This is a genomic window from Pedobacter foliorum (assembly GCF_013266735.1).
Lineage (GTDB): Bacteria > Bacteroidota > Bacteroidia > Sphingobacteriales > Sphingobacteriaceae > Pedobacter > Pedobacter foliorum.
Genome location: NZ_JABSNU010000005.1, coordinates 269,052 through 293,303, shown reverse-complemented (window position 1 = coordinate 293,303; position 24,252 = coordinate 269,052). Strand labels below are relative to the sequence as shown.

Here is a 24,252-nt window from a genome sequence, read left to right as displayed (position 1 = left end):
GCTGTAAAAATGAAACTACTGCTCACCGATCCAAATTCCGGCGCACACTTACTGCTCCTAAGCGGGGAGCAGAATTTTGACCGTCTTTTCTATAGTAAAGACCGCGATAATAAATACTTCACTATAGTGTGGAACCGCGGAGAGCAACAAAAGGTAACTATAGATGGAGAGGAAATTGATTTTCCGGCACAGACCATTTTACCCTTGATGTTTAATCAATCGTTTTTCTTTGAGCGAACCTCAAATCTAATAGCCTGGCAATTTAATAGGGAGTTTTACTGTATTATCGATCATGATTCAGAAGTAAGTTGTGTAGGGTTTCTGTTTGGTATAAGTCGTAATTTGTTTATCAATCTTAGTGAAACTGCCCAGCAAAAAATATTGCTATTGCACCAGATGTTTGTTTCTGAAATGAACACGAGTGACAATGTACAAAACGACATGTTGGTTATGTTATTGAAGAGACTTATCATTACAGTAACCCAATTAGCCAAATCGGAATACATCCCGGATCCCAAAATGCAGAATGACAGGTTCAACACTATCCGTAAATTCAATTTACTGGTCGAAGGTAATTTTCACAATGAGCATTCAGTGAATTTCTATGCTCAACAGCTAAACAAATCCCCAAAAACACTTTCAAATCTCTTTGCCATATTTAATCAAAAGACCCCTATTCAGATTATTCAGGAGCGCATAATTATTGAAGCAAAGCGGCTCTTATACTATACAGATAAATCTGCCAAGGAAATCACCTATGAACTCGGCTTTGAAGACCCTGCTTATTTCTGTAATTTCTTTAAAAAACATACTTCTTACTCTCCCATTGGCTTTAGAAACAAAAAAGAAGTCCTTTAAAAGGGGAGCAATAAAAAAGAGGGTGCTCAAAAAGGTTTATTTACTATTTGATTCTGCTCATCGTCATCCTGAATTTATTTCAGGACCTCTCGAAAGACAAGCAGCCTAACTAGTGCGAGGTCCTGAAATAAATTCACTGTTGTCCGGTTAAAATCTAAACACACCATTAAATCATTTAAATTAAGCTAAAAACAGTGTTTTTTTTGTCTTTTGAAAAAGCAAGCCCTCTGTTTTTCCCATTTTTAAAATTCCTATTTAAATCCGGCTGTCCGGAGAAAATTAGATTATAATTCGTGTTTTAGCATTCTTAACTCTTTATAGCTGCAATATTCAGGAAAATAATATTTCAGAAGCCAAATATTGCAGCCATTTGTAAGTCGGCTGTCCGGTTAAAATTTATTATAAAACTTTCTCCGGACAACAGTGAAATAAATTCAGGATGACGATCGATTATACAAAATTTATTCTTAAATATTTTCTGCTGCCTTAATGATCATTTCTGCAACAAGCTCTGGTTGAGACATGAATATTACATGGCTTCCTTTAATTTCTTTAACAATGGTATTTGAACGGCTGTACATTGCGTGTTGAATCTCAGGGGCAATACTCTTGTCTTCAGTTGCGATTAATCCATAAGCTGGTTTATGTCTCCATGCCGCATCTGTAATAGGGGTTACAAAACCTTTTGCATAAAAAGCACCTTGAGAAGCATACATAAACTCAGCTTCTTCTTTATCTATATCAGCACAGAAACCTGCATGGAATTTATCTTTGTCGTAGTAAACGATTCCCTTATCATCCGGTGGCAAAACACCATTTTCCGGTGCCGGAGGAGCAGTTTGTAACCATTGCAAGGCAGATTCGCCATTATCAGGTTGGAATGCAGCGATGTAAACTAGTGCTGCCACATTTGGATGATTACCTGCTTGGGTAATTACTGCACCGCCCCATGAATGGCCCGCAAGGATAGCTGGCCCACCTACCCTGTCTAATGCAACGTGGGTAGCCAGAACATCATCCTCTAATGAGGTCAGTGGGTTTTGCACTACCACTACATTGAATCCTTTTTTTGTCAATTCGTTATAAAGTGCTTTATAACCAGAACCATCAGCGAATGCACCATGTACCAAGACAACATTCTTAACATTTAAATTTTCCATCATTTTGATTTTTAATTGTTTAGGATTGATTTAACAATACAAAGATGGGGCTTAATGTAGGCTCAGGGAATGGGATGTCTTCCCAAAATGTTGTAATTTTTTCCCTTTTTAACTTATTGCAATTGAATTCCTGATTTTGAGTAAGACTTTATTACTTAACCTTAAGCATATAACCGAGTCCATATACATTTTCAATGGAGATCTCATTTGATGTTTTAAACAACCTTCTAAGCCGAGAAATGAATACTTCAAGGCTTTTTCCATTAAAATAATCGTCGTTTCCCCAAAGCGCCATCAGAATATCCTTTTTCTTCACCACCTGATTCAGGTTACCAACCAAATAATCCAATAACTCTGATTCTCTTAGGGTGAGAGATACCTCTGTGTGATCAGGTAACAGAACATACAATTGCTTTTTATTGTATTTGATATCTGCAATATTGATAAATTCAGGCTGGTCATTGGATCTATCAAGAGAAGTATTTGATAATTTATCGATAATATTTCCAATTCTCAATACCAATTCTTCAATCTCGAAGGGTTTGGCAATATAATCTATTGCCCCTATCTTAAGACCTCTGAGGCGATTATCTTTCTCGTTGTGTGCTGTTAGAAAGAAAAAGGCTTGGTTCTTATTGATTTTCATGATCTCGGTGGCTAAATCAAATCCATCCAGGTCTGGTAATTGAACGTCAATAATAATCAATTTATTGGCCAATTGATTTGACAGATAATAGGCTAATGCCTCATTGGCAGTTTTAAACCATAGCACACTAAAGCCTCTTAACTTAAGGTATTCAGAAACAACGTTTCCTAAATCTATTTCATCCTCTATTATAACAATATCATAAACCATACAAAGGCCTTAAGCAAAAAATTATTGGTCTGTTTTTGATAAGTGCTTTGGAATATACACCATAAATTCAGAACCCTCACCTATTTTTGTTTTCATATCCATTCTCCAGCCGTGAATATCCAAACATTCCTTCACGTAATATAAACCAAGCCCAAGTCCGGGAATCGTATTGTCCTGATTTGATCGAAAGAACTTATCGAATATTTTCTCTTTAGCAGCATCTTCAATACCTGTTCCATTATCTACAACATGTAGTACGTAATCACCCTCCTGTTCGTCAATAAATACCTCTACATGCTTAAGCGCACTGTTGTTATATTTAAAGGAGTTATCCAACATATTATTGAGCATCGTTGTAAAAACAAACGAATCAATCATAACCAGTATTTCAGCAGCATATGGATCAAAAGTAATACGGTCAGTTTTTTGAAGCTTTACCCTATAATCATTTATGAGTATCATAACAGAATAGTTTAAATCTGTTTCTACCAAATTCACTTTCTTTTTGATAACAGATATCTCCAACATTTGATTAATGTGCGATTCCAGTCGGCGAGCCTGCCTTTCCACAATATGCACAAGCGCTTTTACACGATTTCTATCGTTCAGTACACTCTCATCATCCAGACTTTTACTAGCGACTAAAATAGTAGTAATTGGTGTATTGAATTCATGCTTAATACTATTTAGAAAATCAGATTTTATCTCCGCCTCCTTTTTCTGCTTCATCCAATTGATGTATGTATAATAATTAATGCCAACGGTAATGAGAATACATATGGCTACCAATGAAAATGTTGGAAGCATCTGATAAGCCACTTTTAACATGCGGTAAGGATGATCAGCAAACAAACTAAATGTAACCCTGTAATCATAATTCAAATTCCCGCTTACTGAAAGGTTAGTGACCCTATTTTGGGGAGTTGGGTTAGTGAGATTACCGGCTATTACAACACCATAATCAGTTTGATTATTTTCTTTAAGGAACGTGCTGTCCTTTTTACTATCAAAGATGGAAATGTCTCCAATACGGTTGTCGAAGTTTATTTCTATAGACTGAAAAGTTAGCAAATAATGCATATTCGTATCGAGAGCGTTCCGTGCAACGATCGATTTGAAAACGCTATCCATATTACTTTCTTTTCGTAAAACGGTAAAAAGTGTATCACTTACCCGCTTAGCTAATTGATCAAATGCTTTCCTGTCGTTAAGGTAAGCATCTCGTAAATTGGGCATATTTCGACTTAAGATAGCGTCAATAATCTTTCCGCCCCCGGGATACACTTTATCAGCAGGAATGCTTCTTCCATATTCATCGTTGAGTAAGGTTTTCTCCTTTAAGTTGAAATCCCTATCCCGCAAAGTGTACGTATTGTAAATTAACCTCAACTGCACAATGATCAAGATCAAAAAGCTGACTAAAACTATGCTCTTATAAAGGCGACTTGTCATTTCAATAATCCAATTTGCTTTAAAAGTAGGGTAAGTTTTTTTATTTTTCTCACCATTAAGCTTTTGTTAGGCTTCTGTTATGCTTCTATTCGATAAGTTTACTCCTTATTCGCTATAGATTTGTATTTGTACCTATTTAATAAATCGATATCAAAACAGAAAAAATGACTATTAGAAGAATTTTAGTTTTCATGTTATTGATTTCAGGGCTATCTAGCTTGAAATCAGTACAGGCGCAGCAAAAAGCGGCAAACAAGGCACTTCCTCAGCTTCAACAGGATTTTGTTGACCTTGGGTTTGGCATGTTCATTCATTATGGAATGCCTACTTTTATGAACCAGGATTGGTCGGACCCTGATGCAGCTCTTTCTCTCTTCAAATCGCCTAAATTTGATGCAGATCAATGGGCGAAAGCTGCAAAGGCAGCAAATATGACCTATGGTTGCTTAACTACCAAACACCATAGCGGATTTCCGATATGGAACACAAAAACTACTTCTTACAATGTAAAGAACACCCCTTTTGGACGTGATGTAGTAAAAGAGTACGCCAATGCTTTCCGTAAAAATGGTTTAAAAGTAATGCTATACTATTCTATTTTGGATACCCATCATGGCATTCGCCCCAATCAGATAACGCCTGAACATATTCAAATGATTAAAGATCAAATCACTGAATTATTAACCAATTACGGTGAAATTACTGCTTTGGTTATTGATGGATGGGATGCACCATGGTCAAGAATTTCTTACGATGATGTACCTTTTGAGGATATATACTATCTAATAAAATCACTACAACCTAATTGTTTGGTAATGGATCTTAATGCAGCAAAATACCCTGCAGAAGCTCTTTTTTACACCGATATCAAATCCTACGAACAAGGTGCAGGTCAGTTCATATCCAAAGAGCATAATAAACTTCCAGCTTTGGCTTGTCTTCCATTACAGGAAAATTGGTTTTGGAAAACATCTTTTCCGGGAACACCTGTTAAAAATGTAAATGAGTTGGTAAATAAATTTATCGTTCCATACAACAATGCATACTGTAATTTCATACTCAATGTGGCACCAAACAAGGATGGATTGATTGATGATAATGCTGTAGAGGCTTTAAAAGAAATAGGAAAACTATATAAAAAGCCAGAAAAGCTACCAGAAATTCCAGAGCATACAGCACCAATTATATCCAGTAACATAGCTAAGCATGTTAAAAGTAATAGTAGCTGGAGTGACGATATGAACATCATGGACTTTGCCAATGATGATAATTTTGGGAGTTCATGGGTTTCTAACCCTGAAGTAAAATCGCCATGGTATGAACTAAACTTTGAAAAGGCCAAACCTTTTAATATGCTGGTAATTACCCAAGGTAGGAATACAAAAAGCTCATTTACACTCCAATACTTTGCCAATGGAAAATGGTATCCATTAGAAACAAAACAAGGAAACAAAGATAATAAGATCCAGATTTTCCGATTTGATCGGGTTTGGGCAGAAAAGGTAAAAATGACTATACAATCTTTTGATGGGCCACCATCTATCGCCGAATTTGGTGTGTACAACGAAAGAAGATAGGATGTTTTATTAATGCGGATGTCCAAAAAGGTAAAATCGTCATTCTGAATTTATTTCGGAATGACGATGATTTATTAGATCAAATTCATATTCTCTGCAATCCGACATGCTTCAAGTGTGTTACTTACCCTCAGCTTTCCCAGTATATTCTGCCGGTGCCTGTTTACCGTGTTTACACTGATAGATAATAAATCTGCAACTTCTTTACTCATTTTACCCTTTCGAACCAGTTGCAATACTTCTTTTTCACGAATAGATAATATTTGATTGTACTCTTGCTGATTGGGTGTTATCCTCTCCCCAGTTGCAGAATTTAGAATTACACCATCTGAGGATTCCGTTAGAGTTTCATCATGAGAAAGATTATAAAGACAAAGCGCTAACCATAAACTGCCATTTAATGCACTACGTACATAAAACATACGGTGTTCTACAGGTATATAAACGCCAATTTTGTTGCGCATGCGAATTCTGCTTTTAACATGATAATCAGATCTTTCAACAATAGGCAGACTTTTCAGCCTGTTAAAAAATTTAAGCTCTGTCACATGTTTTTTCACAAGATCATCAGGATGTATTTTATTAAAAATAGCATCTTCCCATATTGAGTTTATTTCTTGCAGCAAATTACTTTCATGAAAACCCAACTCTTTCGCTACCCTTCCATTATAAATATAACTTTTATTAGCCTTCATATCACTTAACACAGCTATAGCATTTTCTATTCTGGAATATATAAAAGCCATATGCTGATATTGAGAAAGAGTTACAGATGCATCCTGCTCTTCTTCAAATGTTTGCGCTAATAATTTTTCATTTAAGGTATTTTGGATACTCATTTCAATATGGTTATTAATCAGTATTGCAGTACTATTTACGGTGTTCTAACTTAGCAACGTAAATATAACGTATGGTTATCAACTCAAAACAGGAAATGAAAAAGATTATTTTAAGCGCAATTGCATTCATCATTACACAAACAGGATTTGCTCAAAGTCTGGATAAGATGCAGTGGTTTAACGAGCCACAAAAGTGGGAGATTAAAAACAATGCCTTAACCATGTTTGTAACACCCCAAAGCGATTATTGGAGGATTTCTCATTATGGTTTTACTGTTGATGATGCGCCATTTTACTACAGCACCTATGGTGGAGAATTTGAAGTTAAAGTAAAGATTACGGGGAATTACAAAGCACGTTTCGATCAAATGGGTTTAATGTTGCGTACAGATCACGAGAATTACATTAAAGCAGGAATCGAATTTGTTGATGGCAAATACAATCTAAGTACTGTAGTAACACATAAGACCAGTGATTGGAGCGTAACAACTCTGGATAAAGCACCAGATTTTATATGGATAAAAGCTGTTAGAAGACTTGATGCGGTTGAAATATTCTATTCTTATGACGACAAAACCTACACTATGATGCGAAACGCTTACCTACAGGACAATAGGCCCGTTATGGTTGGTTTTATGGCTGCCAGTCCGGACGGAAACGGTTTCAACGCCAAGTTTGAAGGTTTTACAGTAAAGCAATTACCCGATCAGCGTAGGCAAGAATGGTTGAAGAAAAATGCCAATTTTTAGCCTCTTCTATAATATGTAATAACCCCTCATCGCATCTTCCTGCTCCGCTTGTGGAAGCGCCAATAATTCCTCAAGGTTTCGTTCTATGGTTTGAGAAATTTTACTGACAGGCGTATCAGTCGGACGGTTTTCAAATGGATCCTGTAAGATCATTGCGGTTCTTTCTATTGAAATAAATAGGATAGGAATTAAGATGGTTATTGAAATTTCTGCTGCAGGGGCCATATGTGCCAATCCAAATGGAAATATAGTTAGAAACACATAAATGATGCTTCTGATTAAAAGACTATATGATTTTGGAAATACAGTGTTTTTTATCCGTTCGCACCTACCCATACTATCATTTAATCTGGCTACAACAGAGTCGATATGAACCATGATGTTGGGGTTGAGGCTATATTTGTTTTGAAAACGAGACAAATCCTCTGAATGCTTATTAAGAAGAAAATTAGGTATGTTATCACTTGTTAAATCATGTTTTTTTAAGTACTCTGACACTTTAACGGAGAATTCTGTACGACGGAGTGTTTCTCCAAGGCTATAACACCAAATAATATGTCTTCGGGCAAACTGTTCTAAATCCTCTGCGGATTCAGGGGATTCTGGGATATATTGCTTTAGTATCCTTAGCAAACTTCTGCTGTCATTAACAATTCCGCCCCAAATGATTCTGGCTTCCCACCATCGTTCATAGGATTGGGAGGTCTTAAAAGCGAGCAGAAGTGACACCAATGTTCCAATCATTGCCGATACACTTAAGGATATATCAACACCTTTAAATGGTGTTAAGTGGATTAACATCCCTGATATAAGTGCATATAAGATTATAACAATAATATCTAGTTTGATGAGATTTATAAAGTAAAATATTGAAATTTTATTGTTCAGTATCATTCTTGGATTTTATTAAATGGGCGTTTTTAAGGTATGTTTCAACTTTTATTCTAAATTAATATTAAAACATCAACTTTTTACTTTATAGTCAATTCTAATGCTTGGATTGTAAAACTTCAAACTTCTTAATGGTAAGAAATTCAATAAAATCGGATATCTTGCCTGTATTAGGGAAGAAACACTAAAGAATTTATCACAACAAAAGGTAGTCACTTAAAATATTAAAAATGAACATTAACATAAGAGAAGAAAGGCCTGAAGATTTTCATTCTGTTTTTGATTTGATTGAAAAAGCCTTCAGGGACGAGAAATACAGCGATCATAAAGAACACTTTTTAGTGGAGCGATTGAGAAAATCCGAAGCTTTTGTGCCCGGATTATCTTTGGTATGCGAAGTAGAAAACAAAATAGTTGGCTACATATTACTCACGAAAATAAAGATTAAAACTTCGGAAGATGAAATCACATCTTTGGCTTTGGCACCAGTTGCAGTCATACCTGAATTTCAAGGTAAGGGAATTGGAGGAAGACTCATTGAGGCTGCACACTTAAAGGCAAGTGATTTAGGTTATCAATCAATTATATTGCTGGGTCACGAAAAATACTATCCAAAATTCGGCTACCATCTTGCATGCGAATTTGGCATATCGCTACCATTTGATGTTCCAAAGGAAAACTGTATGGCAATCGAATTACAGTCCGACGCTTTAAAAAACATTCGGGGTGAGGTAGTTTATCCAAAGGAATTTTTCGAATAGCTCTGTATTATAATAACAAAGGTATTTCATTAACTCAGACCACAAGATTCCGTGTAATTTTGACCTTTAAAATATTGTCCAAATCAACCCCTAATATTGTCCATATTACACTCCTTCTAAATCCGCAGCATTCGTTATTTTTGGTTAAACAAAATAATTATGGCTGACATCTTACACCGAATAGGAATCAAATCGTCATCTATGGACGATGTTTATCAAGCATTGACCACAATAGATGGTCTTGCAGGATGGTGGACAAGTAACACTCAGGGAAAAGGCAATCAAGTTAATGACATCATCCAGTTCCGCTTTGGAGCAGGAGGTTTCGATATGAAAGTTGTAGACCTTAACTCACCATCTCTGGTAGTTTGGGAACTTGCCGAAGGACCAGAAGAATGGATGGGGACTACCATAAGTTTTGAACTGAAACAGGAAAATGAATATGTAATTTTACTTTTCAAACACCTGAACTGGAAAGAACCTGTTGAGTTTATGCACCATTGCAGTACAAAATGGGCAATATTTCTGATGAGCCTCAAATCACTTATAGAAACCGGAAAAGGTACTCCTGATCCGTTTGATGTAAAAATAGACAATTGGAACTAGTGTTCAGTTTTAGTGGATCATGCAATTTTATTCATAGATCAGGCTGATACACTAGCCTGGAAGCAACAACGATTAATTGAACTGCGTTATTTATGGGTAGAACAGACCACCTTAGACCAGCAAGTGGAGAAGAGTTCTTGTTAGCAACTACTTCCTCCTGATACGGCTTAGACTTTCCGGTTTCATACCCAGAAAAGATGCGATGTAAGTAATGGGGACATTGTGTAAAATTCCGGGGTAGTTCTCAACAAGCTTTCGATAGCGCTGCTCAGCTGAAAGTGTTGCCAATTCTATGGACCGGGTTTCATTATAGGCAATGGACTGCTGAAAAACGCCAATACTGAAGTCTTTCATTGCCAAGCTTTTTGACGTTAAGCTTTCCAGATCTGCCTTTGTAATCCTAAGCAATTCACATTCAGTAATACATTCAACGTTATCATTGGACTTGACTTCATTTACAAACGGGAAGTAGGAAGTAAAAAAGCCGGGAGGGCAATTGATATGTGTTGTAATCTCATCACCTGTCTCATTATAATGAAACAGGCGTAGGTAACCGGAAACAATATAATAAAGATACTTTGGTACTTTTCCTTCTTCTTCGATGATACGATTTTTTGGAAAAAGTACCGGCTCAAAATATCGGACAATCAAATCCATATCCTCTTTTGAAAGTGAATGGCCAGATTGGATAAAGTCAATTAATTTCTGTTGCAGCATATCTTTAAAACCCTTTCAAATTTACAACAACTATTTTAATAACGCTTTATGCTCCATTAAGTATACCAAGGCTTCGGTTACTGCTTTTTCTGGGGTTTTAGGATTAAACCCTAATTCCTTTCTGGCCTTGCTAATGTCGAAATTTTGCTGCAACCCAGAAAACATAGCAATATCCTTTCTCGTTAATACAGGTGCCTTACCGCTAACTTTTGCTAAAAACTCCATTATCCCTGCAATAGCAAATAACATAAATTTTGGAACAGCACCCGGTATTTTAAGGTTTAATTCCGGATACAACTCATTGGCAAGTTTAGTAGTGTCGGTAATCGTCATACATTGTTCATTTGCCAGTATGTAACGTTCGCCACTTCTTCCTTTTTCCGCAGCCAACCAGCAGCCTTCGGCTACATCTTTTACATCAATCCAATTCAAAGTTATTTTAGTGTCAACTGGAATTTGTTTATTCAGAATAAGTTTAAGCACTCCATACGATACGTTAAGCGGTAAACAAGCTTCACTACCAATCATAGCTGCAGGCATTACAGCCACAAGCTCTACACCTAAGTCTTTTGCCAGCTGAAAAGCTAACCTTTCACCATCATTTTTAGAATTGTAATACATATCCCTCCGATCTGGATTATATCCATAACTTTCCTTAGTTGGTAATTTTGCATAATCCAATGCAGCGATTGAACTCACATAAATAATGCGTTTTACGCCAGCTTCTGCAGCAGCTTCAATGGTGTTTATTGTTCCCTGAATATTGACATCGTAAATCTCTTTTTGAGAATCTTTAGCCCAAAGTTTGAATGAAGCACCAACGGCATAAAAGGTTTCTACACCTTGTAAAGCTTTTACAAAAGAGGCCTTATCCGTAATATCTGCCTGTACCACCTCGCAATCCAATCCTGCAAAAGGTGTTTTGTTATTGATCTTGCGGACAGAGGCCCTCACAGGAATACCTTTATCAATGAGAAACCTTACCAGATTATTTCCTAAATGTCCATTTGCACCTGAAACCAATGCTAATTTTTTCTGTGTCATCTTATCTTATAGTTATTAAAGACACAAAGTTCCTATATAGATTCCCGGAGACACTTGACTTTTGTTAGTTAATGGAATTAAGTGATAGCGACAACGTAAACAGTTAGGCATATAAAGACAACTACTTAAACTAAATATTTTTGTATACAAAAATTAAAAAAAATAGCTACTTTAGAAGTTAGTATGAAACGATCAGTGATCTCTTGGGGAGCTCTTTTTGCATGCAATTTAATGTGGTCCCTTCAATTTACTTGCATTAAATTAGTGCAGGATCAGGTAGGCGCCTTTAGCACGGTATTTATACCGATGACATTGGCTGCTATTTTTATGCTTCCTTTTGTCTACAAAGATGTGAAGGCAAACAAGAATAGAAAGCTGAGCGACTTGAAGATATTCGCTTTGCTTGCGCTGGCTGGTCAATTTCCTGCGCAGGTACTGATGACATTCGGCACCCAGCAATCAACAGCCAGTACCACTTCCATCATAAACCTTACGCTTCCTGTAGTTTCAGCTTTATTGGCTGTAGTGCTTTTGAAAGAAAAAATGAATCCATTGCGCTGGTTAAGCTTTGCTATTGCCATAGTTGGTGTTACACTATGCTCTATGAAAGACATGCTTGGTTTTAACTTGAGTATGCAATATACCATTGGCAACTTATTGATTTTTGCGGGTGTATTGGGGAGTGGTTTTTATAATACCATGTGTAAAAAAATAGCATCAGGATATACAGAAATGGAAATGCTGTTTTACACTTATATCTTCATGCTAATACTACTCTTTCCTTTTGTTTATCATTACGAAAGAAACGTGTTAAACGGATTTGCCTCTTTTACGGAAAGAACCTGGATAGGACTTATCTTATTAACTGTATTTCATAATTTTCTATCTATGATCCTCTTCTTTAAAGCCCTTAAAAAGCTAGAAGCCATACAAGTTGCTTTATCGAATTTCCTTATTGCCTTTTTTGGGCTTCCCATTGCTGTAATATTTTTGCATGAAAAATTAAGTTGGCTTTCTGTTGCTGGCGGTTTACTGGTATTGATCAGTACAATTGTAATTACTGTTTGGGAGTACAAAAAGAAAGCAGTAAATGTGTCTAATGTTATCAAAGTAATACCTGATTTAAAAATAGAATGAAGTATAACTTACGCAGTCACCAATGGTTTTATGGCGCTAACGAAACTGGGCTCTTACACAAAGGAGCATTGAGATCTGCCGGAATAGACATGGACAATTATCACGGACAGCCAATTATCGGCATCGCTAATACATGGGGAGAACTGAATAACTGCAACATTAGTCTTAAAGAAGTAGCCGAACAGGTTAAGGAAGGTATTTACGAAGCTGGCGGCATCCCTCTCGAGTTCCCTGTAATCACCCTAGGGGAAGAATTAATGAAACCAAGTGCCATGCTGTATCGCAATCTCCTGTCTATGGATGTTGAGGAGAACCTGAGGTCTTACCCGATTGACGGGGTAATCACATTGGGTAATTGCGACAAAACAGTACCCGGATTACTAATGGGAGCTATTAGCGCTAATTTACCTACCATACAATTGAATGCTGGCCCAAAACAAGTAGGCGTGCATAAAGGCAAACGATTGGGCAGTGGTACAGATCTGTGGAAATATTGGGATGAACTTAGAAAAGGCGTTATTGATGAAGAAGAATGGGAAAATATAGGTATTAGTTTAAGTTGTGGAGCTGGTTCCTGCAATACTATGGGGACGGCAGCTACCATGAACGGCTTGCTGGAAGCACTTGGCATAATGCCTTTAGGCTTAAGCACATTACCTATTGACGCTGATGAGCGGGCAGCAATAAACAAAGAAGCCGGTAAACGCATTGTGCAAATGGTATTTGACGACCTTAAACCTGCTGATATTTTAACAAAAGCAGCTTTCAGAAATGCTTCTACGCTATTAATGGCACTAGGAGGTTCTACAAATGCCATTATTCACCTTACTGCTATAGCAGGACGCTTAAATATCCCAATATATCCTGAGGTATTTAATGAAATGGCGCAATTAGTCCCTTGCATTGCAAATGTACAGCCGGCAGGTAGTTATCTGATTGATGAATTTGATCGTGCTGGAGGTATTCCTGCTGTACTTAATCGCTTAAATACCGTATTAGATGGCAATACAATTACTTATACGGGTCAAACTTTAGGGAATCTGATCTCAGAAAGCATAGCTATTGATGAAGAAGTGATCAGGCCGCTTTCAGCACCTATAAGCCCCCTCCCTGCCATCGCAATCTTAACCGGCAACCTCGCTCCTGCAGGGGCCGTGATAAAAGTAGCATCAGCATCATTGGAACTACTTGACCATACCGGACCTGCTCTCGTATTTAATAATTACGAGGACATGCTAAATAGAATTGATGATCCTGAATTGCCGGTATCTGCAAATACTGTATTAATTTTAAGAAATACGGGACCAAAAGGCGTCCCAGGAATGCCTGAATGGGGCATGATCCCCATACCAAAGAAACTACAACTGCAGGGTGTAAAAGATATGGTAAGGATTAGTGATGCCAGGATGAGTGGAACCAGTTTTGGGACAGTAGTTCTGCATGTTGCCCCTGAAGCTGCGTTAGGAAGCGTATTAGCCTTAGTTAAAGACGGAGATCTGGTTAGTATCAACGTGATGGAAAGACAAATCAAACTTGAGGTAGATGACCATGAATTACAATTAAGAAAGCAACAATGGCAACCAATTGTGAGCCTACACAAAAGAGGATACCCTGCTTTGTATATAAGAGAGGTACTGCAAGCAAATGAAGGTTGCGATTTTGATTTTTTGAAGCCCAAAAATAAAGAGGAATTAATTTTTATTAGCCCTACAGTAGGTAGGTCTTAATTTAATATCATGATAGAGGAAAATTTAAAAACAGGAAGTAAAAAACTAAAGGCAGTTTCTCAGGCTGTTAAAGTTTACGATGAAATCAAGCGGATGATCCACTTGTATCTATTAATGCCAAATACCCGTCTAAAAGAAGATGAATGGGCAAAAAAACTTGATGTGGGTCGTATGGCAGTGAGAGAGGCATTAAATAGATTACTAGGAGAACGTTTGGTAACTTTTGGCGAAAAAGGCGGGTATTTTGTAACTTCCATTACCGAAAACGACATCCATCAAATACGAGAACTTAGAGAAATACTGGAGATCGGTGCATTGCGTCTTTGTTTCAAAAAAATGAATGCCACACAGCTTTCCAAGTTGCAAAAGATTTGTGATGATTTCACTTCAATGGTTGAGCAGGGATACTACAGCGGAGCAATGGAAGCCGATAAAAAATTTCATGAAACCTTATTTGAAATTGCCGACAATGAGCGTTTACATCATGCTTACCATACTAGCCATATCATGCTTTTTCATTTGAAACTAGGGAAAGTCCATACCTATCTTGACGATTTTGCGCAAACAGATATTGAGCATCGCAAAATACTCAAATACATCAAAGAAAAGAATTTAAAGCTGGCAGAAGAAGCCTTGTATAATCATCTAGCCAGAGGCTCAGCATCTGCATTAGGCACCGAATAAATTTATTTATAGTATGGCAAAGAGATTTGAAAATAAGCACGTGCTAATTACTGGCGCTGCAAGAGGAATTGGTTTTGAGATTGCCTGTCAGTTCGCAAAAGAGGGCGCTGTATTGTCGTTGCTGGATTTCAGTGAGGCTCTACTGGAAGAAGCAGTTGCGCAATTACAGTTATTAACTTCGGTAGTTCATAGTTATCATGTAGACATTTCAGTTAGGGCTGACGTAGATCTTGCGGTTTTAACTGCAGAAAACAGACAACCTATAGATGTACTGATTAACAATGCAGGAATTGCATTTGAAACTCCCTTTTTACAGATTGAAGAACAGGAATGGAAAAAAATATTAGATGTAAACTTAACCGGAATGTTCTACGTTTCTCAGAGTGTTTGCAGGCACATGGCGATCAGAAAGAAAGGCGTGGTCGTAAACATGAGCAGTAAAAATGGGCTGGATGGGGAATTCGGCTATGCACATTACAATGCTTCTAAAGCTGGAGTAATTATGCTTACAAAAACCATGGCATTGGAACTTGCCCATTTAAACATCAGAGTGAACGCAGTGTGCCCAGGTTACATTCAAACTCCTCTATCTGAGACAATAGACTCAAAAGCGTTTGTTGATAATTTTGTAAAAAGCTACATACCAATGAACAGAGTTGGTAAACCAAATGAAATTGCTCCCCTATTCCTTTTTCTGTCCAGCGAAGAGAGCAGCTTCATGACCGGACAGATACTGATTGCTGATGGAGGGCAGCTTGCTGGCCAGAAACCAGGTCAATCGCTCATTGAAAACATATAAAACACCAGAACAACAAGATTAGAGTTTTAAACTGAGGGCATTGCCTAATGCTTTTAGCTGTTATGATTTATTTTTGTATACATTTATTTTTATATTTTGTATACAATATAACAGACAATTGTATACATTTACAGAACCAAGTATAACTTAATCTGTAACCATGCCTTCTAACTCAAATTTTAGTCAGCTCAATGATGCAGACAGCTTTAAAGAAGTCTACCAAGAAGCGAACAGGTTTATTGCCGGCGGCGTAGTCTCTTTAAACCGTAAGGTGCATCCTCACATTATCTTTAAGAACGGAAAAGGAAGTCGGATTTACGACATCAACGACAAAGCGTACATTGATTACCATTCCGCTTTTGCAGCTCACTTGTTAGGACACAACAATAGCGAGATCAACGAAGCTGTAATCGCCGCTTTAAACGACAACCACTCATTGATTGGCAGCGGCACAAATCAAATGGAGATCAAACTTGCCGAAATGATGTGCAGACTGATTCCTTCGCTAGAGCTAATCCAGATCACCAACACAGGAAGTGAAGGCACAGCACACGCCATCAGACTAAGCAGAGCCTACACCAACAAAGAACACATCATACTAATGATCGGAGGGTACAATGGCTGGCATAATGATGTAGCCAGAGAGGTAATGCCTTTACTTGCCAAACTTGGGCCACGCAAATCAGCCGATGAATACCAGTTCAGACCTTCCTCTGCCGGAATTCCTAAATCGGTCATGGAAAATGTACACTGCGTCAATTTCAACGACCTGGCTTCAGTAGAATATGTAATGAAAAAATACCCTGTAGCCTGCGTTTTGGTTGAACCCGTAATGCAAAACATTGGTGTAATATTACCTAACCCCGGATACCTTCAAGGTCTTGTTGATTTGTGTGAGCAATACGGCTCAGTATGTATATTCGACGAAGTTAAAACCGGATTTCGTTCCGCACTCGGCGGCTACCAGCACATCGCAGGAGTTAAACCTCACCTTTCAGTATTCGGAAAGGCAATTGCAAACGGTTATCCTTTAGGGGTTATAGGAGGAAAAAAAGAAATCATGGAACTCTTTGACACTGATGACCCAACAAAAAGAGTACTGATTGCAGGGACATACAATGCACATCCATTCAATGTTTCGGCAGCAATTGCAACATTACAGATATTAGAAAGGCCTGAGGTATATCATCATCTGGAAGCAATGAGTTCATTACTAAGCAGTGGATTGGAAAACTTATTCCAGGAAAAAGGCATTCCGGCAGTAACAAACAGAAACGGATCAGCTTCATGCACTTATTTCCTGGAAAATAAACCTCAGGATCTACATGACATACTTAACCATCATGACTTTGCTTTCGATCTTAAATATCGAAAGGCTTTAATTGCCGAAGGAATTTACCTGATGCCGATAGCCTGCAAGCAAAGTTCAGTTAGCTATGCACATTCACCTGACGACATTTACCGAACACTGGAAGCCAACAAAAAAGTACTGAACGCACTCTAGCTTAAATTTATCGAAACAATTTAGTATACGATAAACAAATAAAACCGTCTACACAAAAACCAAATATTCTTTTTCTTAAACCAATAAGTTATGAAATTATTGTTACTCTTCAGCAATACTGATAATTCCTTTAAAAGGAAGATTCTCTATCGCATGTGTTTACTGTTATTTTTCTTAACCAGCCTTTCGAGTCTTGCTTTCTCACAGCAAGCGGTAACTGGAGTGGTTACCTCAGGAGACTCCACCCTATCAGCAGTTTCAGTTGCAGTCAAGGGAACCACTTTAACTACAATGACTGATTCAAAAGGAAAATTCACAATTAAAGCAGGCAGTACAGACATACTCATTTTCTCTTCTGTTGGGTATATCACCCAATCAATCCCGGTCAATAACCGTCAGCGTATTAATATTGAACTGATTAGCGAAACACAATCCTTAAACCAGATAGTTGTTGTGGGTTATGGAACCACCAAAAAAGCTACCCTTACAGGCGCCATTGTTTCTGTAAAAGGCGGTGATCTTGAAAAATCCCCGGCAATGAACCTAAGCAATAGCCTAGCCGGACGCGTACCGGGTGTAACTGCGGTAACAAGAAGTGGAGAACCGGGTAATGATGGCAGCACTTTATTAATAAGAGGCTCCAATACCCTTAACGATAATACCCCACTGATTGTAGTTGACGGAGTAGCAGGAAGGCAACTGGACAGGATCGACCCTGCAGACATTGAAAGTGTAACTGTATTAAAAGATGCTTCTGCTGCAATTTATGGAGCAAGAGCAGCCAACGGTGTCATTATGGTAACTACCAAAAGAGGAACATCAGGACTGCCAACCATCAACTTCTCTTACGATCAAGGCTTTGTAAGCCCCTCTGTTATCCCAAAGATGGCAGACGCAGCTACTTATGCTCAAATGGTAAATGAAATTGAACAATATCGAGATAAAGACCTTGTATATAGCCCTGAAGACATTCAAAAATACCAAGACGGCTCAGATCCGTGGGGCCATCCGAACACAGATTGGTTTAAAGCGGTTTACAAACCCATTTCCGTACAAAGAAACTCACACCTGTCTTTAAGGGGCGGAACTGAGGCTATCCGTTATCTGGTATCAGCAGGATACCGTTATCAGGATGCCATTTATCGAAATAGTGCTACCAATTATTCTCAAGGAAATTTCAGGATTAATCTGGATGCTAAAGTAAACTCAAACATTAAACTGAGTGTAGACTTGGCTGGTCGCCAGGAAAATAGAAATTACCCTACGCTTAGCGCAGACAACATCTATTCTTCAACAATGCGCGGCAAACCAACCATTGCTGCAAGATGGCCAAATGGACTTCCAGGCCCAGACATCGAGCGTGGCGCCAACCCGGTTGTAATGGTTACCGATAAGACAGGTTACGACAAGGACATTAGATACATTATGGAAAGTAATGCAAAACTGGAAATTAACATCCCTTGGGTTAAAGGACTTTCTGTTACAGGTAATGCATCAATTGATAAGCTGGTAGACAATCATAAACTTTGGCAAACCCCATGGTACCTTTATTATTGGGACGGACAAACTTATGGAAGCGACAACCTACCCCAACTGACTAAATCTTTAAGAGGCTATGAAACTCCGCAGCTGAGACAAGATTTTAATAACGGAAACAGAACAACACTTAATGGACTGATCAATTACAGTACATCTATCAATAATGTGCACAATTTTAAAGCGCTGGTAGGAATTGAAAAAATCAAGGGTGATTCACTAAACTTTTATGCTGCCCGTAGAAATTATATTTCAGCAGCAGCGGATCAATTATTTGCAGGTGGCGACGGAACTAATCAGACTAATGGAGGAGGTGCAAGTTTAGATGCGAGATTGAATTATTTTGGTCGTTTTAACTACAATTACAAAGAAAAATACCTGGCCGAATTTGTATTCAGATATGATGGATCTTATATATTTCCAGCTAATGGTAAACAATTCGGATTCTTTCCGGGTGTATCATTGGGATGGGTAGTTTCAGAAGAAGATTTCTGGAAAAATAACGTCCCATTTTTCGACAACCTTAAGATACGCGGATCATGGGGACAAACTGGTAACGACCGCATAGACCCTTATCAATACCTACAAGGATATGCCTATGTAGGCGACGGAACAAATTCCACAACTTACATCTTTAATCATAACGAAGAAAATAAGGCGATTAATGAGAGTCGCATTGCAAACCCAAATGTAACGTGGGAAATCGCAAATCAATCCAACATAGGTATTGACGCCAAAATGCTCAATGGTAAGATATTCTTTTCAGCAGATTATTTCTACAACCTAAGAACCAACATTCTTGCTTACCGCAACGCATCAGTTCCAGGTTCAACCGGACTTACATTACCTCGCCAAAACATTGGAAAAGTAGCCAACAGAGGTTTTGAGTTCCAGGTAGGAACAAGCAATAATACCGGAGAACTGACTTATACAGTAGCTTTAAATGGAGGCTATCAAAAAAATAAGATCGTATTCTGGGATGAAGTCCCAGGAGCTCCAATCTACCAGCAATCAACCGGACACCCAATGAATACTGCATTGTATTATCAAGCTATTGGAATATTTAAAGATCAGGCGCAGGTAGACGGATATCCACATTGGGCCAATGCAAGACCGGGAGATATTATTTTCAAAGATGTAAATATGGATGGAAAGATTGATGGGCAAGATCAGGTACGTAATGACAAAACAGATCTTCCAACCTTTACAGGAGGATTAAATATTGATCTTCAATATAAAAACTTTTATGCCAGTTTATTAATCCAGGGTGCAACCGGAGCTATGAGAAAACAATTTACTTTCTCTGGAGAAAGCGGAAACTTCCTCCAAAATGATGCAAATGGCCGCTGGACTATAGAAAACCCTGACGCAACAAAGCCCAGAACATGGAATTTTGCCGAGGAATATTGGATGACCCAATACGACATCAACAACACTTATTTTTTACGTAACAGCAATTATGTAAGGTTAAAAAATGTAGAGGTTGGTTACAATTTCCCTACATCACTGCTTACAAAGATTGGCGTAAAAGGGCTAAGAGTATATTTGAGCGGACTGAATCTGGTTACATTAACCAAATTGAAAGATTATGATCCTGAGTCTAGCTCAGACAATCCCTACCCTTCTAATAAAGTAGTAAACGCTGGCATTAACCTATCATTTTAATTCCATGAAAGACATGAAAAATATATTAAGAACCTTCGGTATCATAATATGCTTTATGGTATCAACTATATCTTGTAAAAAAGATTTCCTGAATACTAAACCACTCACAGAGTTCTCGCCTGACGACATCTGGCATGACCCTAATCTAATTCAGGCATTCGTTAATGGAATTTATCTCAATGTTGATAATCCAGCCAATGGTGGAGACGGTTTACTAAAAGCCGAGTTTGTTGATGAAATGCATGACCAATGGTTTAGTTTCTTTGAATTCAACAATAGTTTGATTACACCTGATGACCTCGCATCATGGCCGCATGAGAACTGGGAGAAATTGTATAAAAACATCAGGGCCTGTAACATCTTTTTTGAAAAAATAAACTCATCTACTTTCGATGCATCTATTAAAGTAGATGGAGCATCATTAAAAGATAGAATGGCCGGAGAAGTCTATTTTTTACGTGCATATCTTTACCATCAATTAGTAAGCCTATATGGTGGCGTACCTCTAATCACAAAAGCATATGGCTTAAATGATACCTTTGAAGTAAAAAGAGCATCCTATAGTGATTGTATTAGTTTTATAACTAAACAATGTGATTCTGCAGCAGCTTTACTCCCACTTGTTCAAAGCGGAAGTAATATGGGCCGAGTTACAAAAGGAGCAGCACTTACACTTAAGGCAAGAACTTTATTGTATGCGGCAAGTGATTTGCACAATAAGACTGTTTTTCAGGGATATCCACATCAAGAACTAGTCAGGTACATGGACGAAGACAGGGACACCAGATGGAGAGCCACCAGAGATGCTGCAAAAGCAGTCATGGATCTTGGAATTTATCACCTTTACAAAGCAAATCCTGCACCTGGCGACCCCGTATCACAAAACTTCTCCAATATCTTTTTATCTGACGGCACTGAAGAAGACATTTGGGTAAGGTATTTTAAAGTTACCTCGCTTAATGGATCTCCTGACCTAAACTCATTATCGCTTGTTTCAGGACCTAATGGATACCACTTGTACGGACAAGACACGCCTTCAGGAGAAATGGTAGATCATTTTGAGATGTCGGACGGCACCCCATTTAGCTGGACAGACCCTCTTAAATCTACAGAACCTTACAAGAACAGAGACCCGCGCTTTTATGCATCCATATTATATGAAGGCGTTAAATTTAAACCACGCCCAGCAGATATCACCGGCCTGGATCCTGTCGGCGTAATACAGGTAGGCACCTGGCAACGCTGGAACAGCACCAGTAATTCAATGGAAGAAGTATATGGGCTAGACAGTAGAAAAGGGCCCGTAGAAAATTTCAATGGCGGTTACACGGGCTATTACCTTAAAAAATTTATTGATCCCGCTGTTAATGGCCAGTTTAGCACCAATGGAACACCATGGCGCTACATGCGGTATGCCGAAGTACTTTTAAATTATGCCGAGGCTTGTATTGCTTTAAATCAGGAAACTGATGCAAAGGATGCGCTCAATCAGATTAGAAAAAGAGCCGGCATGCCAAACATAACAGAATCTGGAATTGCATTACGAGACCGCTACCGCAACGAAAGAAGAGTAGAACTGGCATTTGAAGAACATCGTTTCTATGATGTTAGACGCTGGTTAATAGCATCAGAAGCTTATCAGCAATTTAGCGGAGTAAATGTAGTTTATAAGTTAAATGCAAACCACACCACCGCAACAATCCCCACTATTACACCTTATGTAGTACAGCAAAGCGCATGGTTAGATAAGGCTTATTTGTTTCCTGTTTCCAGAGATGAAATGAATAAAAATTCGCTACTGTTCCAAAATCCTAATTATTAATCAACTCATTAAGTAACTTGTAGAAAAATGAAAATAAACAACTCAGGCATAAAAAACATAGGCAAAGGTGCATTAGTGCTTTTGGCTCTATTACTTGTAAACAACACCACTCAGGCGCAGTATGGCATATTAAACAAAGATCTGTTAAAGTCTGAAGGTGCCCACATACTACCAGATTCTATCATTTACCACACTGTACGGGTAGATGGATCAGGCAACCTTTTACCATGGTACGCTACAGATCTTGGTAAATCTTATGATCAAACATTAAAGCTGGTTTGGAAGTTCTGGAAGGATATGGAAATTGACACCAATGGTGAAAAATACTACATGAATCACCAGGTGTGGAAGGCAGAACATGATAAACGCGGAATTGGCGGCGATCAGGTTGCTATGGGTATTTCATCATGGGATTTACTGTATAATTATTCAGGCGATGAGGCAATCATAACAGACATGAAATATCAGGCCGATTATTACCTGGCACATTCCATATCATCTCCTACATGTAAATGGCCAAACATCCCCTATCCGTACAATACAGATGTAGAATCAGGAATTTACGATGGAGACATGATGGCCGGAAAAGGCGTGCTTCAACCAGATAAAGCAGGGTCTTTAGGTTTTGAACTCGTTCGTTTATATAAGAAAACCGGGGAAACCAAATACCTAGATGTAGCAATAAAAATTGCAAATACAATGGCTTCTACAATAAAATCCGGAGATGCAAATCATTCACCATGGCCGTTTAAAGTAAACGCAATAACCGGTAAGGTAGCTGATCTTGGGAAAAATGATTTCTATAAAGAACCTAGAAAAGGTACATACACAACTAATTTTACAGGCACACTGGAGCTATTCAGTGAATTAATTAAATTGAATAAAGGGAATAAAGCACAGTATCAAAAAGCTTTTAACCAAACCTTAAGCTGGTTCAAAAACTACCCGGAGAAAACAAACGACTGGGGACCTTTCTTTGAGGACGTGCCAGGTTATTCTAAAACCCAGATTAATGCCACTACTTACGCCATGTATGTAATGGAGCATAAAGAACTGTATGCCGATTGGAAAAAAACGGTAAATAGCATATTTAACTGGGTACACACCACCTTTAACAATAAGGATTGGGCAAAATACGGCGTAACAGTAACTAATGAACAAACTGCCTATCCCGTTGTAGGCAATAGTCACACTGCACGTCAGGCTTCAATGGAATTATTGTATTGGGCAATGACAGGTGATACTACACTTACACGTAATGCTGTAAGAGCGTTAACATGGGCAACCTATGCGGTTGATTTTGACGGCAAAAACTATTATCCTACTAATGATGTCTGGATGACCGATGGTTATGGAGATTATGTCCGTCACTACATCCGTGCAATGTCAATAGCACCTCAGTTAGCTCCTTCAGACTCAGATCACCTGCTAAAAACCTCTTCAACTGTTCAGCATATAGACTATCAAAATGACAAAATCTCTTATAGAATTTTTGATCAATCGTCTAAAGATCTTTTAACACTCACAAGCAAACCTGTTAAAGTAAGTGTAAACGGAAAACCGTTGAAAGAAAGTAATGACAAGAATAAAACCGGATGGTTTTGGCAGTCACTTGATAAAGGTGGCATACTTTGCATCAATCAAAATTCAGGAAGTCAGGTAGACATCATCAAATAACAAATCGTTTTCCATTGATATGATATAAACAAAGAAAGAGGGTGTCCAAAAGGGTTTAATTACTATTCGAATATGCTCATCGTCATTCTGAATTTATTTCAGAATCTCGTTTAAGCAGGTTTTGTGTAGCAATTGCGAGATTCTGAAATAAATTCAGAATGACGACCTTCCCTTTTGGACACCTTCTTTCT

The 24,252-nt window shown here is 38.1% G+C and carries 20 protein-coding genes; 13 read left to right on the top strand and 7 right to left on the bottom strand.

The genetic code is table 11. The features are described from left to right. Positions 1 to 9 precede the first annotated feature (9 nt). Entirely contained in the window at positions 10 to 858 is an 849-nt protein-coding gene (locus tag HQN83_RS12890; RefSeq protein WP_173090757.1) for a helix-turn-helix domain-containing protein, read from the top strand. 467 nt (positions 859 to 1,325) lie between these two features. On the opposite strand, the gene HQN83_RS12885 is transcribed toward HQN83_RS12890, so the two are convergent. From HQN83_RS12885 to HQN83_RS12875, 3 genes are all read right to left on the bottom strand, one after another. Beyond that, positions 1,326 to 2,021, bottom strand: coding sequence for an alpha/beta hydrolase (locus HQN83_RS12885; RefSeq protein ID WP_173090756.1), 696 nt, complete (start codon positions 2,019 to 2,021; stop codon positions 1,326 to 1,328). Between the two features lie 148 nt (positions 2,022 to 2,169). After that, positions 2,170 to 2,874, bottom strand: coding sequence for a response regulator transcription factor (locus HQN83_RS12880; protein WP_173090755.1), 705 nt, complete (start codon positions 2,872 to 2,874; stop codon positions 2,170 to 2,172). A gap of 21 nt (positions 2,875 to 2,895) precedes the next feature. Then, entirely contained in the window at positions 2,896 to 4,326 is a 1,431-nt protein-coding gene (locus HQN83_RS12875) for a sensor histidine kinase (RefSeq protein ID WP_173090754.1), read from the bottom strand. Between the two features lie 164 nt (positions 4,327 to 4,490). On the opposite strand from HQN83_RS12875, the gene HQN83_RS12870 reads away from it, so the two are divergent. Next, positions 4,491 to 5,903 (top strand): alpha-L-fucosidase, encoded by a 1,413-nt coding sequence (locus tag HQN83_RS12870; protein ID WP_173090753.1) that lies wholly within the window; start codon positions 4,491 to 4,493, stop codon positions 5,901 to 5,903. Positions 5,904 to 5,977: 74 nt separating this feature from the next. On the opposite strand, the gene HQN83_RS12865 is transcribed toward HQN83_RS12870, so the two are convergent. After that, positions 5,978 to 6,742 carry a response regulator transcription factor gene (locus HQN83_RS12865; protein ID WP_173090752.1) on the bottom strand — a complete coding sequence of 255 codons (765 nt, stop codon included), beginning with the start codon at positions 6,740 to 6,742 and terminating at the stop codon, positions 5,978 to 5,980. 95 nt (positions 6,743 to 6,837) lie between these two features. Here HQN83_RS12865 and HQN83_RS12860 point away from each other — a divergent pair, with 95 nt between their 5' ends. Further along, positions 6,838 to 7,491: a DUF1349 domain-containing protein gene (locus tag HQN83_RS12860; RefSeq protein ID WP_173090751.1), complete on the top strand. Its 654-nt coding sequence runs from the start codon at positions 6,838 to 6,840 to the stop codon at positions 7,489 to 7,491. 6 nt (positions 7,492 to 7,497) lie between these two features. Here the strand turns inward: HQN83_RS12860 and HQN83_RS12855 are convergent, their stop codons facing one another. Beyond that, positions 7,498 to 8,385, bottom strand: coding sequence for a bestrophin family protein (locus HQN83_RS12855; protein WP_173090750.1), 888 nt, complete (start codon positions 8,383 to 8,385; stop codon positions 7,498 to 7,500). A gap of 227 nt (positions 8,386 to 8,612) precedes the next feature. On the opposite strand from HQN83_RS12855, the gene HQN83_RS12850 reads away from it, so the two are divergent. Continuing rightward, entirely contained in the window at positions 8,613 to 9,143 is a 531-nt protein-coding gene (locus HQN83_RS12850; protein WP_173090749.1) for a GNAT family N-acetyltransferase, read from the top strand. 159 nt (positions 9,144 to 9,302) lie between these two features. Continuing rightward, the gene (locus HQN83_RS12845; protein ID WP_173090748.1) at positions 9,303 to 9,749 is read left to right on the top strand and encodes an SRPBCC family protein; all 447 of its coding nucleotides are present in this window, start codon (positions 9,303 to 9,305) and stop codon (positions 9,747 to 9,749) included. Between the two features lie 147 nt (positions 9,750 to 9,896). Here the strand turns inward: HQN83_RS12845 and HQN83_RS12840 are convergent, their stop codons facing one another. Both HQN83_RS12840 and HQN83_RS12835 read right to left on the bottom strand, forming a co-directional pair. Further along, on the bottom strand, positions 9,897 to 10,466 hold the full coding sequence (locus HQN83_RS12840) for a Crp/Fnr family transcriptional regulator (RefSeq protein ID WP_217277385.1): 570 nt from the start codon (positions 10,464 to 10,466) through the stop codon (positions 9,897 to 9,899). A gap of 30 nt (positions 10,467 to 10,496) precedes the next feature. Then, positions 10,497 to 11,510, bottom strand: coding sequence for an NAD-dependent epimerase/dehydratase family protein (locus HQN83_RS12835; RefSeq protein WP_173090747.1), 1,014 nt, complete (start codon positions 11,508 to 11,510; stop codon positions 10,497 to 10,499). A gap of 183 nt (positions 11,511 to 11,693) precedes the next feature. Between HQN83_RS12835 and HQN83_RS12830 the strand changes: the two genes are divergently transcribed. The 8 genes from HQN83_RS12830 (at position 11,694) to HQN83_RS12795 (ending at position 24,061) form a co-directional block, all read left to right on the top strand. Further along, positions 11,694 to 12,647, top strand: a complete 954-nt coding sequence (locus HQN83_RS12830; protein ID WP_173090746.1) for a DMT family transporter — start codon at positions 11,694 to 11,696, stop codon at positions 12,645 to 12,647. Further along, on the top strand, positions 12,644 to 14,374 hold the full coding sequence (locus HQN83_RS12825; protein ID WP_173090745.1) for a dihydroxy-acid dehydratase: 1,731 nt from the start codon (positions 12,644 to 12,646) through the stop codon (positions 14,372 to 14,374). Before HQN83_RS12830 ends, HQN83_RS12825 begins: the two co-directional genes overlap by 4 nt. Before the next feature lie 9 nt (positions 14,375 to 14,383). Continuing rightward, the gene (locus HQN83_RS12820) at positions 14,384 to 15,058 is read left to right on the top strand and encodes a GntR family transcriptional regulator (RefSeq protein WP_173090744.1); all 675 of its coding nucleotides are present in this window, start codon (positions 14,384 to 14,386) and stop codon (positions 15,056 to 15,058) included. 13 nt (positions 15,059 to 15,071) lie between these two features. Then, positions 15,072 to 15,857 carry an SDR family NAD(P)-dependent oxidoreductase gene (locus HQN83_RS12815; RefSeq protein WP_173090743.1) on the top strand — a complete coding sequence of 262 codons (786 nt, stop codon included), beginning with the start codon at positions 15,072 to 15,074 and terminating at the stop codon, positions 15,855 to 15,857. 160 nt (positions 15,858 to 16,017) lie between these two features. Continuing rightward, the gene (locus tag HQN83_RS12810) at positions 16,018 to 17,361 is read left to right on the top strand and encodes an aspartate aminotransferase family protein (RefSeq protein WP_173090742.1); all 1,344 of its coding nucleotides are present in this window, start codon (positions 16,018 to 16,020) and stop codon (positions 17,359 to 17,361) included. A 90-nt stretch (positions 17,362 to 17,451) separates the two neighbouring features. After that, positions 17,452 to 20,562 (top strand): SusC/RagA family TonB-linked outer membrane protein, encoded by a 3,111-nt coding sequence (locus HQN83_RS12805; RefSeq protein WP_173090741.1) that lies wholly within the window; start codon positions 17,452 to 17,454, stop codon positions 20,560 to 20,562. Positions 20,563 to 20,575: 13 nt separating this feature from the next. After that, entirely contained in the window at positions 20,576 to 22,384 is a 1,809-nt protein-coding gene (locus tag HQN83_RS12800; RefSeq protein WP_246254489.1) for a RagB/SusD family nutrient uptake outer membrane protein, read from the top strand. A gap of 27 nt (positions 22,385 to 22,411) precedes the next feature. Beyond that, entirely contained in the window at positions 22,412 to 24,061 is a 1,650-nt protein-coding gene (locus HQN83_RS12795; RefSeq protein WP_173090740.1) for a hypothetical protein, read from the top strand. Positions 24,062 to 24,252: the final 191 nt, after the last annotated feature.